General features: G+C 69.2%; 12 protein-coding genes. 2 read left to right on the plus strand and 10 right to left on the minus strand.

What is annotated here, in order from left to right:
• Positions 1 to 7: 7 nt before the first annotated feature.
• The 7 genes from HALDL1_08960 to HALDL1_08990 are packed head-to-tail and all read right to left on the minus strand — an operon-like array spanning position 8 to position 9402.
• Entirely contained in the window at positions 8 to 2047 is a 2040-nt protein-coding gene (locus tag HALDL1_08960) for a hypothetical protein (GenBank protein ID AHG03715.1), read from the minus strand.
• Positions 2047 to 3183, minus strand: a complete 1137-nt coding sequence (locus tag HALDL1_08965) for a sugar ABC transporter (protein ID AHG03716.1) — start codon at positions 3181 to 3183, stop codon at positions 2047 to 2049. Before HALDL1_08965 ends, HALDL1_08960 begins: the two co-directional genes overlap by 1 nt.
• A complete protein-coding gene (locus tag HALDL1_08970; GenBank protein AHG03717.1) occupies positions 3176 to 4786 on the minus strand; it encodes an iron ABC transporter permease in 1611 nt (536 codons plus the stop codon). Before HALDL1_08970 ends, HALDL1_08965 begins: the two co-directional genes overlap by 8 nt.
• Complete coding sequence (locus HALDL1_08975) at positions 4787 to 5929, minus strand: iron ABC transporter substrate-binding protein (protein AHG03718.1); 1143 nt, start codon at positions 5927 to 5929, stop codon at positions 4787 to 4789.
• Positions 5930 to 5975: 46 nt separating this feature from the next.
• Positions 5976 to 7124, minus strand: coding sequence for a hypothetical protein (locus HALDL1_08980; protein AHG03719.1), 1149 nt, complete (start codon positions 7122 to 7124; stop codon positions 5976 to 5978).
• 50 nt (positions 7125 to 7174) lie between these two features.
• Positions 7175 to 7888, minus strand: a complete 714-nt coding sequence (locus tag HALDL1_08985) for a hypothetical protein (protein AHG03720.1) — start codon at positions 7886 to 7888, stop codon at positions 7175 to 7177.
• The gene (locus HALDL1_08990; protein AHG03721.1) at positions 7888 to 9402 is read right to left on the minus strand and encodes an MAPK-activated protein kinase; all 1515 of its coding nucleotides are present in this window, start codon (positions 9400 to 9402) and stop codon (positions 7888 to 7890) included. The genes HALDL1_08985 and HALDL1_08990 overlap by 1 nt, the downstream gene beginning before the upstream one ends.
• Before the next feature lie 107 nt (positions 9403 to 9509).
• Between HALDL1_08990 and HALDL1_08995 the strand changes: the two genes are divergently transcribed.
• Both HALDL1_08995 and HALDL1_09000 read left to right on the plus strand, forming a co-directional pair.
• Complete coding sequence (locus tag HALDL1_08995) at positions 9510 to 10661, plus strand: 3-ketoacyl-CoA thiolase (GenBank protein AHG03722.1); 1152 nt, start codon at positions 9510 to 9512, stop codon at positions 10659 to 10661.
• Positions 10658 to 11038 carry a hypothetical protein gene (locus HALDL1_09000; GenBank protein AHG03723.1) on the plus strand — a complete coding sequence of 127 codons (381 nt, stop codon included), beginning with the start codon at positions 10658 to 10660 and terminating at the stop codon, positions 11036 to 11038. The genes HALDL1_08995 and HALDL1_09000 overlap by 4 nt, the downstream gene beginning before the upstream one ends.
• Before the next feature lie 6 nt (positions 11039 to 11044).
• On the opposite strand, the gene HALDL1_09005 is transcribed toward HALDL1_09000, so the two are convergent.
• The 3 genes from HALDL1_09005 to HALDL1_09015 form a co-directional block, all read right to left on the minus strand.
• Positions 11045 to 11266 carry a hypothetical protein gene (locus tag HALDL1_09005; protein AHG03724.1) on the minus strand — a complete coding sequence of 74 codons (222 nt, stop codon included), beginning with the start codon at positions 11264 to 11266 and terminating at the stop codon, positions 11045 to 11047.
• A gap of 189 nt (positions 11267 to 11455) precedes the next feature.
• Entirely contained in the window at positions 11456 to 11692 is a 237-nt protein-coding gene (locus tag HALDL1_09010; GenBank protein ID AHG05259.1) for a hypothetical protein, read from the minus strand.
• Positions 11693 to 11734: 42 nt separating this feature from the next.
• The gene (locus HALDL1_09015) at positions 11735 to 12934 is read right to left on the minus strand and encodes an acetyltransferase (GenBank protein AHG03725.1); all 1200 of its coding nucleotides are present in this window, start codon (positions 12932 to 12934) and stop codon (positions 11735 to 11737) included.
• Positions 12935 to 12951 lie beyond the last annotated feature (17 nt).

Genomic DNA, 12951 nt, shown 5'->3' on the forward strand with positions numbered 1-12951 from the left:
CTCGATTCTACGCCGCTCGTACCGTCGCGTTCAGGGTCGTCCCGTCGGGTCCAGCCCCTGGGACGAAGGCCGCCTCGCCGCCGCAGTTCCTGAGGTCGGTGCAGAGCTCTCGATACGGCGTCAGCGCCCGGTAGCCGTCCGCCGTCTCCTCGACCGGGAGGCGAACGCGGTAGCTGAGGCCCGCGCCGTAGCCGCCGTCGACGAGGGCCTCGACAGTCACGCTCCCGTTCAGCGGCACGCTGGCGTCCTCGGTCTCCGGAGCCAGTCCATCGAGACGAACGCGTCCGTCACGGACAACCACGTCGAACTCGGCGCTTCCACCGGCGTCCACCGCCCCGAGTGCGTGGTGGACCCGCTCGTCGCCCGAGGAGAGCGTGAGGGTGACGCTCTCCGTCCACTCCGGGAGGCCGACACGCACGCCGGTCCGCAGCGCGTCCCCCGAAACCACCTGCACGCGCCGGAGGTCGGGCGTGACCGGCCGCGTCGAGTACGGCGACCACGACCCCCGGTAGACGTACCGGTAGAGCTCGCGGTCCGGGTAGGCGTCCACGACGGCGAACTGGCGCTCCTCGAGCGCGTAGACGGTCCGCCCGTCGAACCCGGGGTCGTTGCGCAGCGGCTGGAACGGGTGGTTGAGCCACTCCCCGTACGGCTCGGGGAGGAACACCACCGAGTCGGCGGGCGGCGACGGCTCGAACGGTTCGTAGGCGGCCTCGTAGTGGTCCGTGAGGTCGGCGTTCTCCCGGAGTTGCGGCCCGGCGACGGACGCCGTCGCGGCGCCGAGTACCGCTCCCGTCACGACCAGCAGGGCGACCGCAGCGGGGCGAGCGCGGCCGGGCGAAACGCGTCTCCGGACCGAGCGCCGGGCCACGTCCACGACGGCCAGCAGCCCGACTGCCGCGAACGCGCTCGCCGGCACGAGCAGGTCGAAGTGGTAGTACGGACCGAGCGTCGAGACGAGGCCGTCGGTCGGGTCGCCCAGCGCGCCGAGCACGTTGCGGTTCCCCCAGAAGAGGAGGTTCCCCGCGACGACGCTGACGGCCGACCCTCCGAGGACTGCCGGGCGCCAGTCCCAGCCACGGTGGTGGGTCGCGTAGACGCCGACAGCCGCAAGTAGGGTGCCGAGCGCGCCGAACGGCCCCCACGTCGTGAGGAACTCCCCGACCACCTCGGCGTTCGAGCGCACGGCGAGCCCGGGGGTGTACGTCAGTTCGTAGCCGAGAATCGCGCGGCGGCCGAACCCGAGGCCGTCGAGGGGCGCGAACGCCTGGTACGGGAACAGCAGCGGCGACCCCGTGACGACGGCGTTGTACGCGAGCGTGACGGCGACGCCGAGGAGGCCGACGGCCGCGGTAGCGCTGCGGCGCCGGACGACCGGGCCCGTCGAGCGGTCGCGGAGCGCGGGCAGCAGCGTCCAGACGGCGTGCGCGACGAACGGGGCGGCGAACAGTACAGCCGTGTACGGTCGCGTGAAGAACGCGAGTCCGGTCGCCGCGCCCGCGATCGCAGCCCATCGTGGGCTCCCGGTGCGCTCGGCGCGGAAGTACGCGAGCGCGAACGTGAGGTTCAGCATCGTCGTCGGCGCGTACGGGAGGAAGAGACCGGACTGCACGAGGAACAGCGGGGAGCAGAGCAGGGCGACGCCGGCCACCACGCCGGTCCGGTGGTCGAATACCTCCCGAACGACGCCGTAGAGCAGGGCGACGGTGGCGGCGGCGACGGCGGGTAGCGCGTAGCGGAACGACCCCGCGAGTTCGCCGAGCGCGAAGACCGCGGCGGTCGGCGGCGCGTACTTGGGGTAGAGGCCGCTCGCCGAGTCGACGAAGAACCACGGCCGGAACGCGTCCTCGACGGGCGGGCGGAGGAACAGCTGGCCGTCGATGAGCATCGCGGCCTGCTGGAGGTAGACCGCCTCGTCGTGGTTCGTAGAGTGGTACGGGAAGAGGTGGACGGAGACGGCGAACGCGACGACTGCGGCGACGCCGGCGAGCGCGAGCGGTGCGAGGGGGAGGCGATCGATGGCCCCGCGCACGCGCTGGTCGTCCATTATCGGGTCGGGTACCAGGCCAGCGAGTGGTCCGACACCAGATCGACCGTCACGGGTTCGCCGACGTCCATGTCTTCGGCGTGGTTGTGGAGGCAGCGCACCACGTCGCCGTTGTCGAGTTCGACGTGGTAGATGAACGAGGGGCCGGTGTACTGGCGCTGGACGATGACGCCGTTCGCGTTCGCCTCGTTGGCGGGAACGGCGCGCAGGTCGTCGGGGCGCACGAGCACGTCGACCATCGCGCCCGTGTAGCCGTCGGAGAGCCCCTTCAGGAGCCCGCGGTCGTAGGAACCGATGCGTGTGTCGACGGTCTGCTCGCCGACGCGCCCGGAGAGGAAGCCGGCCTGGCCGAGGAAAGAGGCGACGAACCGCGACTCGGGGTGTTCGAAGACGGACTCGGGGTCGCCGACCTGCTCGAGGCGGCCGTCGTTGAGCACAGCGACGCGGTCCGAAATCGAGAGCGCCTCCTCCTGGTCGTGGGTGACCGAGACAGCGGTGACGCCCGCCTCCTTGAGGATACGCCGGACCTCCTCGCGCATCTCGACACGGAGTCGCACGTCGAGGTTCGAGAACGGTTCGTCGAGCAGGAGGATGTCGGGTTCGGGCGCGAGGCTCCGGGCGAGCGCCACACGCTGCTGTTGCCCGCCGGAGAGCTGGTCGGGCGAGCGTTCGCCCATTCCGGGCATGTCGACGAGTTCGAGGAGGGCGTCGACGCGCTCCGCGGTGGCCTCGTCGTCGAGGTCGGTCAGCCCGAACGCGACGTTCTCCCGGACCGAGAGGTGGGGGAACAGCGCGAAGTCCTGGAAGACGATGCCGACGCCGCGGGTCTCGGCGTCCTCGAACGTCCCGGGGCCGGCGACGGTGTCACCGGACAGCGAGATGGTGCCCTCGGTCGGGCGTTCGAGGCCAGCGAGCAGACGCAGCGTCGTGGTCTTCCCGCAGCCGGAGGGACCGAGCAGCGTGAGGAGTTCGCCGTCGCGCACGGTGAGCGTGAGGTCGGTGACCGCCGTCTCCGTCCCGTACTCCTTCGTGACGCCGTCGAGTTCCAGCACCGTCTCTGGTTCGTCCGGCTCGGCCTTCGCGTCGCTGTCTCCGGGTTCCGTCGCCGTCTCCGTCGTGACGTCTGGGTCAGCCATTGTATCGTTCCTGTGCGAGGATGACGACCATCGAGAGCGCCGACACGCCCACGAGGACGAGCGCGGGCACCGCGGCCGCGCCGTACGAGCCCGCTCCTCTGACGAGCCAGATGTAGGAGACCAGGGTTTCAAAGCCTAACGGACTGAGCATCAGCGTCGCCGGGAGCTCCTTCATCGTCGTGAGGAAGACGAGCGCGGCGCCCGCCGCGACGCCTGGCGCGATGAGCGGCAGCGTCACCTCGCGGAACGCAGCCGTCGACGAGCGGCCGAGCGTGCGCGCGGCCTCCGTCAGCTTCGGGTCCACCTGGAGCACCGACGAGCGCACGGTACCGACGGCCTGCGGGAGGAAGCGCACGACGTAGGCGAATACGAGCAGCGGGAGCGTCTGGTAGAGCGACGTGGCGTACTCCGTGGAGAAGAAGATGAGCGCGAGCCCGATGACGACACCCGGGACGGCGTAGCCGACGTACGTGAGGCGGTCGGCGACGGTCGAGACGAGGGAGTCCGAGCGCGCCGAGTAGCCCGCCACGGGGAGCGCGAGCAGGATGGCGGCGAGCGCGGCGGCCACGGCAACCTTCACGGAGTTCCACGCTACCCCGGGTTCGAACGTGAAGACGGTCGCGCCCGCCTGTTCGAGCCAGAGAACGAGCACGCCCAGGGGGACGGCCAGGGCGAGCCCCGCTACCGCGGTACAGAACGCGAGCGCGGGCAGCGTCCAGGCGCCGAGTTCGATGCGTCCGGGCTGGCGGGAGCCCCGCGAGATGTACGCCGCGCTGTCACCGCCGAGGCGGGATTCGAGGGCGAGCACGACGGCGACGACGCCGAGCAGCTGTAGTGAGAGCAGCGCCGGGAACCCCTCGGGGACGCCGAGGCTCTGCTGGGCGACGTATATCTGCTGGGTGAACACCTGGTAGCGCATGATGGATGGCGTGCCGAAGTCCGAGAGTGCGTACAGCGCGGCGAGCAGCGCGCCCGCCGTGACGCCGGGGAGAATCTGGGGGACGGTGACGCGTTTGAACGCCTCCCAACGGGAGTGGTTGAGGGTGCGCGCGGCTTCGACCAGCGTGCCGTCGAAGGAGAGCAGCGCGGCCCGCGTCGTGAGGAAGACGTAGGGGTAGGTGAACAGAATCAGCACGAGTGCGGTGCCGTGGAGTCCGTAGATGGCGGGGATGCGTTCGATGCCGAGCGGCGCGAGCGCGTCCGCCAGGTCACCCCGGGGGCCGAACGCGCTGACGAACGTGAACGCGCCGATGTAGCTGGGGACGACGAGCGGGAGCGCGGCGACGATGGTCCAGAACCGCCGCCCCGGGAGGTCGGTCTGGACGGTCAACACCGCCAGCGGGACGCCGACGAGCACGCAGCCGAGGGTCACCCAGAAGACGAGCACGAGGCTGTTGACGAGCGTCGTGACGCTGCCCGAGTAGGTGAACAGCCCGAGCAGGTGGCCGAGCCCGTAGTTCGACGCGCGGACGAAGAGGACGACGAGCGGCAGCGAGACGAGCGCGGCGACGGCTGCGGCGACGAGCGCGAGACCGAGGCCGCTGGCGCCGTCGTCGCCCGCGGCAGCGGCCTTCAGCCGTTCGATGCGCTCGCTGGTCGCCATCTACGAGAGGATGCCGACGTCCCGGAGCATCGAGAGCGTGGGCTGTACGTTCGAGAGCTTCTGGAGGTCGATCTCCGGCGGTTCGAGTTCGTCGATGGTCGGGAGCGGGCCGACCGGTTCCACGCCGGAGATCATCGGGTAGGCGAAGCCGCGGGTGGCGATGAACTCCTGGGCCTCCGCGGAGAGCAGGTGGCGGACGAACAGGTTCGCGAGGTCCTGCTTGCCCGAGCCGCCGAGGACGGACGCGCCGGAGACGTTGACGAGTGCGCCCGCGTCGTTCTTCGTGAACGCGAGGCCGAGGGGTGCGTTCTCTCGGCGCGCGAGCACGCGGATGGCGTAGTAGTGGTTCGCGAACCCGGCTCCGATTTCGCCGTTGGCGGCCGATTCGGAGACCAGGAACTCGTTGTCGTAGCGGGCGACGTTCTGGTCGACCATGTTCTGGAGCCACTGCCGGGTCGCCTCGTCGCCGCGCTGGAGGCGCATCGCGGTGACGAACGAGTGGAACGCGCCGTACGTCGGCGCCCACCCCATCGCGCCCGAGAATCGGTCGTCGGTGGCGAAGGCCGCGACGTCGGTCGGGATGTCGGAGGCCGCGAACTGCTCGGTGTTGTACGGAATAGCGCGTGCGCGTCCTGCGACGCCGACCCACTGGCCAGTCTTGAACGCGTCCGGGACCGGCGAGAGCGCCTCGGAGGAGAGCTGCGTCGTCGCACCGGCGTCCGCGACGTAGGCCAGCGACCCGGCGTCGACCGACCAGAACACGTCCGCCCGGACGGTGTCGTTCTCGTGTTCCTGTTCGATCTGCTTGGCGAGCTGTGAGGAGGGCTGGACGCTCCAGGTCGCCTCGAAGCCGTCGTAGTAGCGGTTGAACAGTTCGAGGAGGTTCTCGTAGCGGCCGCCCTCGCCGCCGCCCAGGTAGACGTTGAGTTTGCCCTCGAGGTCCGGGAGGTCCTCGATGGAGGTGCCGCCGGGTGCGGGTCGACTGGAGACGAGCGGCCCCGAGCCGCGGAAGTCCGCGAGTCCCGGCTGCCCGCTGCTGCCGTTCCCGCCGAGAAGTCCAGAACAGCCCGCGAGACCGCTCGCAGCTACCGTACCGGTCGCCGCGAGGAAGCGCCGACGCGTGCGTCCGAATCCATCGCTCATAGGGGAATTAGGTCGGCCTAAAACTCTTATAGCTACCGGTTCGTACTCAGTCGTCGGCCGTCGCGGCGACGCGCTGGTCGGCGACCGCGTCCAGGCAGTCCACCCAGTCCAGCAGGTACTCGCCGCACTCGTTGAGGAAGGCGCCGTTGTTGTACTCCTCGTAGTCCCCTTCCGCGAGCCGCTCGCCGACTGCGCGTGCGACCGCTGCGTACGACTGCTCGCCGACCTCCGCGGCGGCGACCTCTCTCCAGAAGTGCTCGTTGAGTTCGAGGCCCGCAACCTCGTTGGCGAGGTCGTCGAACGTCGAGCGTGGAGCCTTGTTGTGCTCGCAGAGCGGCGCGCCGTTGTAGACGTCGCCGCCCACCAGGTCGGCGGCGCGCTTCAGCAGGACGCCGCTCCAGATGTCGTCGAAGCGCCCGACGTCCCACGCGTTGTCGTCCATCGGGAACTGGTAGAACGCGGGGATGACCTCGCGGCGGAACGCCAGGTTCATCGAGCAGACGGTGAGGTAGTCGTCCTCGCGCGCGACGAAGTCCCGCTCGAAGTCCTCGAAGTCGGTTCGCGTCTGGGCTTGTCCCTGCAGGTCGCCGTCCATCAGGATGCGGACGGCGTCTAGGTCAGGGACGTTCGTCCAGAGGCCCTGGGAGGCGACGACGTGGTCGACCTCGGTCGTGCCGACGTCGACGTCCTCGTCCATCGCCGAATAGGGGTAGCCCCGCGGGTAGAGGTCGGTGTCGGACTGGTAGAGCACGTTCACCCAGTTCTCGTCGGAGGTCACCGCTTCGACCTCGCCCTCGTAGTGGAGGTTGTCGAGGTGGGTTCCGAAGAAGTCCCACTCGTCGTGTGGGAGCGTGTCGTCGTCGACGAACACGCCGTAGTCGAAGTCGTTGGCCCACATGTACAGCAGGCCGAACGACGTCTGGGCGTGGCTGGCGGCGGGGACGAGGTGGCTGTAGTCGGCGACGCCGTGTTCGTCGAACCACTCCTCGCGGTCCGACCCGTCGAAGACGGCGCCGGCGACGCCCTCGTCGTCGAGCATCTCTCGCATCCCGTCGGTGTCACAGAACTCCTCGGTGACGAGCACCACGAACAGGCGGTCGAGGTCGAAGCCGTGGTCGCGGGCGTTCCGGAAGTACGAGTGCACGCACTCCCACTCGCGTATCGTGGGGACGACGACGCAGACGTCTCGGCTCATCGGTTACAGCCTTCTATTTAGGCTGGCCTAAAAGGTGTGTCGTTGTCGGCTCACGAGATGCCCGCGACCGACTGCTGGAGCCGGATCGTCGGCGGCACCAGCAGGCCGCCGAGGAGGACGAGGAAGACGTAGGACATCGAGTCGGCCACGGCAGCGGGTGCGACGAGCGCCACGAGCCCCGCGACTGCGACGCCCGTCGCGCAGACGAGCACGATGAGGAGGTGGCGGCGGAGCGTGTCCATCGTCGTGCCGTGCGCCAGCGCCTCCAGTCGTTCGCTGAACGCCACGCCGTACGCTGCGAACGCGAGCGCGCCGACCCCTTTGATGATGGCCGTGGCAGTGGTGTCACCGAGCGCGACGACGACGACCCACTCGGCGGCGATGACCAGCACGAACGCGAACTCGATGGTCCGCACCTGCTCCAGCGAGAGGTCGCGTTCTTCTGGCGGTGGGGCGAGTGCGCTGTCGTAGTACACCTCCCGCATCGCGAACGCCACGAACGCGATACCGAACAGCAGCGAGAGGTCGCCGAACGCCCGCACAACGTTGCCGCCGCCCAGCATCAGCGCGAGTCCGCAGAGGGCGAACGCCGACAGCGCGATGCCGAGGTACGAGAGGTAACTCCAGAAGTCCTCGTGGCCCTCCATGCGGTCGAGTTCGAAGTTCTGGAGCGCGTAGTAGGTGAACGCGACGCCGGAGACGAGCACGATGCCGTAGCCGGTGAACTCCAGCGCCGAGAGCACGTTCGCGGCCGCTGTCGCCATCAGGCCACCCCCTCCCCGCCGAGCTCCGGCACCAGTTCGTCGAGCGCGCGCTGGAAGTCGATGACGGTGTCGTAGCGCGCCGCCTTCTCGGACGCCAGCGACAGCGAGAACAGCTCGTCGACGGAGTCGGGGAGCGCCGGATTCCACTCCGTCGCCGGCACCAGGGTGTCGCCGTCGGTGGGCGCCTCGCCGGTGAACAGGTAGTAGGTCATCGCGCCGACGCCGTAGACGTCCGTCGACTGGTCGAAGCGACCGTACCGCTCGGGTTCGCGGTGTTCGGGCGCCGCGAACCCGACCGGAACTGGCGGTGTCTGCACGCCGCTGGCTCCGTGTGCGAACCCCCAGTCGCCGACAACCGGGGCGTCCCAGGTCCGACCGCCCGTATCCACGAATCGTACTGTCCCGGGATGGAGGCCGCCGTGGACGACTCCACGCGCGTGAGCGTAACTGACCGCTTTCGTGATGCTCATCGCGTCGTAGACTGCCTCGGCGAGCATCTTGGGGACGCCACGTCGGTCGAACGTCTCGCCATCGTCGTAGCGCGTCGCCAGCCAGCGCTCACCGTGGCCGAGTATCGACACCACGTGGTCGTGGTCGTCGATGGCCGCCCACCGCTCGACGGCCTCGTGGAACGCCTTCAGCACCGCCGACTCGTCGCGGTGGAACCGGCGGTAGGTGACGAGGCCGTGTTCGAGTTTGTCCTCGTCGACGTCCGCGCGGAAGTCCGTTGTCAGTACCCCCCGCCGGAGTTTCAGATTCGGTGAGAGGTCGTCGTCCTCGAGGACGACGTTCGGCGGGTCCGGCACCTCGTCGGGGGGACCCATATTCGGGCGCTCGTCCTCGTTGTCCTCTGCGACCGCCGGTGCGTCCTGCCCGAAGGAGACGTACACCGGCCGGGAGCGGTCGTCGTCCGCGTTCACCGTGACGACGGAGACGCCCTCCGGGAACAGGTCGACGAACTCGGGGTGGGCGCGGACCAGCATCGGGTAGCCCGCGTCCTCCGCGCGGTCCGCGATAGCCGCCGTCACCTCGCGGACCGCCTGCTTCGCGTAACGCCTGAGCAGCGCGTCCTCCGAGCGAGTGAGCGGCGCGATGCTCGAGAGACCTGCGCTCGCGCGGGCGGGGTAGGCCTTCGTCACGCCAGCGACGGCGACTACGCCGTTCTGTCGTACCAGCGGGTCCGCGGAGCGAGTGAGTTCGACGAGGTCCCCGAACTTCACGGAGAGCGCGTCGGGCTGTCGATCCGCGAGTTCCGCGAGCACCCACGTCGCGCCGCGTTGCACCCAGACGTCGTCGTCGTCGACGCGGTCGAGCACGCTGTCGAGGTGCGCCCGCACCTTCGTCGGCTTCGAGGACGCAGCCTCGACGAGTCGCCACGCGGCGCCAGCGCGTGCGTCGGCGTCCTCGCTGTCGAGTTCGGCGACGAGCGCGTCCACGGAGTCCGCCTCGACCTGCTGCTGGAGCGACGCGACGTGTTCGCGGTCCACCTCGCGGTCGCGTTTGTCGGGTTCCATGCGGGACTGTCGCCGCTTACTCGCTCGCGACAGCACATGGACCTTTGGGTGTGTACCCGTCCGCCCGGAGTGAAAACCTAAAAGACGCCTTCGGGTGACGGAGGTGTATGAACCGAGTAGCAATCGTCGGTGCGTCGATGACGGAGTTCGGCGACCGCGACGCGTGGGTGCGTGAGTTGCTGGCGGAGGCCGGCGACGCGTGCCTCGACGACGCGGGCGTCGCGGGCGACGAACTCGACCACCTCTACGTCTCGAACATGGCAAGCGGCGAGTTCGAAGGCCAGACGGGCGTGCCGAACGCGCTCGCTCACGACCTGAACGCGATCGGCGCCTACACCGCGCGAATCGACCAGACCAGCTCTTCCGGTGGCGCCGGCATCTACGCCGCCTGGCAGTCCGTCGCGTCGGGCGCCAGCGACTTGACGATGCTCGTCGGCGGCGAGAAGATGACCCACCGGTCGACCGGCGAGGCGACGGACGTCATCGCCAGCCTCACCCACCCGGTGGAGTACAAACACGGCGTCACGCTCCCGAGTTTCGCGGGGCTCACCGCGCGCAAGTACCTCGACGAGTACGACGCCCCTCGGGAGTCCCTCGGGAAGGTCGCGGTGAAGAACCACCGCAACGGCGTCGACAACCCCCACGCGCAGTTCCGCAAGGAGGTCGACCTGGAGACGGTGCTCGACTCGCCGGTCGTCGCGGACCCGCTGCGCCTCTACGACTTCTGTCCCATCACGGACGGCAGCGCGGCGCTGCTGTTCTGCCCGGAGGACGTCGCCAGCGAGTACACCGACGACTACGTCGTCGTCTCCGGCATCGGGGGCGCCACCGACACCCACGTCGTCCACGAGCGCGAGGACCCGACGACGATGGGCGGCGTCGTTGACTCCTCGGAGATCGCCTACGAGATGGCAGGCCTGGGTCCCGACGACGTCGACGTCGCTGAACTCCACGACATGTTCACCATCCTCGAGTTCCTCCAGAGCGAGGACCTCGGCTTCTTCGAGAAGGGCGAGGGCTGGAAGGCCATCGAGGACGGCGTCACCGACCGCGACGGCGAACTCCCCATCAACACCTCGGGCGGCCTGAAGTCCAAGGGCCACCCGCTCGGCGCGAGCGGGGTCGCACAGGCGTACGAGATCTACCAGCAGTTGCTCGGCGACGCCGGCCCGCGGCAGGTAGAGTGCGAAGTCGGCCTCGCGTGCAACGTCGGCGGCTTCGGCAACTGCGTAACCACCACCATCCTCGAACAGCCATGACAGACGACGACCAGAGTTTCGACGCGCACCGCTGCCCGAACGGCCACCTCTCGTACCCCGGCCACACCCGCTGCCCGGACTGCGGCGAGAAGCAGACGGAGACCGTCGACCTCGCGGACCGTACCGCGACGGTCGTCACGTGGACCACTTCGAACGCGACGCCGCCGGGCGTCCGCGAACCGAACCACCTCGCCATCGTCGAGTTCGACGTCGACGGCGAGGCAGTCCGCGCGCTCGGCCAGCTAACGACTGCGGACGACGTCGACATCGGCGACGAGGTCGAACCCGTGTACGCGGAGGAACTCCGCGAACCGGGCGTCGGTATCCGCGAACCCGACAGTCAGGAGTGGGACGGCTACCGCTTCGAACCCGTCTGAGCGGTCTCAGTTCCCGCCGGGGGTCAGCTTCCGGACGGTCTTCCCGAGGTTCTCGATGGAGCCGTCGAGGAACGACCGTATCGAACCGAGGATGTCCCCGACGAACTCCGGAACCGCCGAAGGGAGGTCCGACGGCGGGCCGGCCGCTGCGACGTTCGTGAAGTCGATACCGATGGTCGCGACAGTGTCGACGAGTTCTATCATCGCACTCGTTCCTGGGAGCGCCACCCATAAGGAGCATGGAGTCGCTCGACCCGGATTTCGGACAGTTAACCCGATTCAGCGCCGGTTGGCGCTGTCGGACGCGGGTCGGTGAAGGACGCCGTCGATTGCACCCGCCACGGTGGATTCGAAGAGCGCGAGCGCGCCGACGAGGGAGAGGAACGCCAGCGACAGACCGAACCCGGGTGTGACCTGCTAGGGCTGGAAGACGGCCACCACGAGCGCGACGACGCCAAGCACGACGAGCAGTTCGCCGACGCCCACGAGCAGGCCGTGCCACAGGCCGGACCGCAGTCCGCCCTCAGACGCGACTGCTCCGGCGCCACCGAGGAAGCCGGTGACGAACACGTACGGCGGGACGGTGAAGACGGCCACGGCGCTCGTGGCGACGATTACACCCACAGCGGCGGCGACCCCCCACCAGTTCGCCATCGAGGCGACCGAGGCGGCACGACTCCCTAACTCTAGGAGTGCTCAGAACCCCTCGCGGAGCAGCGTCTCGCGTTCGGGGAACGCCTCGCCGAGGAACTCGACGGCGGCCTCCACGCCGTCCAGGTCGCCGACGGTGGCGAGTTCGGCCGCGCCCCGGTAGCCGACGTACAGCTGGGAGAGCGCGCCGACGCCGAGGGCGACGTCAGCGTCTTCTTCTGTGGATTCGACGCTGGCCCCTCCGTCCTCGACCACGAGATTGAACGCGTCGTCGTTCCACGCCGCGAGTGGGTCGTCGACGTCCAGTACGACGGAGCCAGAGATCTCCTCGGGGAACGAGAGCGCTTCCAGCGCTTCCGGCACGTCCACGATGCGGACCATCGGCCCGACGTGCAGCGTCGCGTCCAGGTCGTCCGCGTTCGGAATCACGTCCAGCAGGTCTGCGTCGGCGGGCGTCCAGAACTGCACGCTGTCGACCTGCGAGTCGTGGTCCGCGAAGAACCGGAGGAGCGCGAGCAGCGCGTCGTAGTCGACGTGCGCCATATCGAGGACACTCAACACTCTGCCGTCGTCGCCCGCGCTGACGGAGTACGCGACGTAGGCAGCGAGTTCTCCGTCGCGCTCCCACCCGTAGACGTACGGGTCGTCGTCGTAGCCGGTGAACACGCGCTTGCGCCACCACTCCTCGGTGCGGTCCATCGTCAGTTCGTAGCGCGCGCCGTGGGCGTCGTGGACCGGGTCGAGTCGCTCCCACTCGTCCTCGCTCAGTTCGACGAACTCGCCGTGCCGGTGGTCACGCGTGAACGACAGCATCTCGGGGTCGACATCGTGCTCCACGCCCCGGCTGCAGGTGGCCCAGCCGTACTGGCCGTAGAACGTGCGCTTGAACGGCCAGAGCGCGGAGAGGTAGGTGCCGTGGTCGCGGGTCTCTTCGAGCGTCGCGGCGAGCAGGTCGCCGACGAGGCCCTGCCGTCGGGACTCCGGGGGGCTCGCGACCGCCGAGAGGCCGTCCATCGGGTGGAAGTCGCCGCGGACGCGCGTCGAGAAGTCGATGAGTTTGCAGACCGTCAGCAGGTCGTCGCCGTCGTAGAGGCCGCGGCGGCGGCCCAGTTTCCACGCCGCTGGGATGTCGTCGGGGTCGACGTCTTCGGGGTCCGTGGGTCCCTCGTGTGGGCGGAACGCGTAGCTGACAAGAGACCGGAACTCGGGGACATCACTCTCGGGGACGGGACGGAACTCGGGCATACTGAGTTCCGAAACGT

The sequence above is a fragment of the Halobacterium sp. DL1 genome (genome assembly GCA_000230955.3).
In the GTDB taxonomy this organism is placed as follows: Archaea; Halobacteriota; Halobacteria; order Halobacteriales; family Halobacteriaceae; genus Halobacterium.

Excerpts from the sequence above, each read along its gene's own strand:
- HALDL1_08990 (AHG03721.1), bottom strand. The coding sequence starts at position 9,402 with ATGGAACCCGACAAACGCGACCGCGAGGTGGACCGCGAACACGTCGCG.
- HALDL1_08970 (AHG03717.1), bottom strand. The coding sequence starts at position 4,786 with ATGGCGACCAGCGAGCGCATCGAACGGCTGAAGGCCGCTGCCGCGGGC.
- HALDL1_08980 (AHG03719.1), bottom strand. The coding sequence starts at position 7,124 with ATGAGCCGAGACGTCTGCGTCGTCGTCCCCACGATACGCGAGTGGGAG.
- HALDL1_09010 (AHG05259.1), bottom strand. The coding sequence starts at position 11,692 with ATGGCGAACTGGTGGGGGGTCGCCGCCGCTGTGGGTGTAATCGTCGCC.
- HALDL1_09000 (AHG03723.1), top strand. The coding sequence starts at position 10,658 with ATGACAGACGACGACCAGAGTTTCGACGCGCACCGCTGCCCGAACGGC.
- HALDL1_09015 (AHG03725.1), bottom strand. The coding sequence starts at position 12,934 with ATGCCCGAGTTCCGTCCCGTCCCCGAGAGTGATGTCCCCGAGTTCCGG.
- HALDL1_08960 (AHG03715.1), bottom strand. The coding sequence starts at position 2,047 with ATGGACGACCAGCGCGTGCGCGGGGCCATCGATCGCCTCCCCCTCGCA.
- HALDL1_08975 (AHG03718.1), bottom strand. The coding sequence starts at position 5,929 with ATGAGCGATGGATTCGGACGCACGCGTCGGCGCTTCCTCGCGGCGACC.
- HALDL1_08995 (AHG03722.1), top strand. The coding sequence starts at position 9,510 with ATGAACCGAGTAGCAATCGTCGGTGCGTCGATGACGGAGTTCGGCGAC.
- HALDL1_08985 (AHG03720.1), bottom strand. The coding sequence starts at position 7,888 with ATGGCGACAGCGGCCGCGAACGTGCTCTCGGCGCTGGAGTTCACCGGC.
- HALDL1_08965 (AHG03716.1), bottom strand. The coding sequence starts at position 3,183 with ATGGCTGACCCAGACGTCACGACGGAGACGGCGACGGAACCCGGAGAC.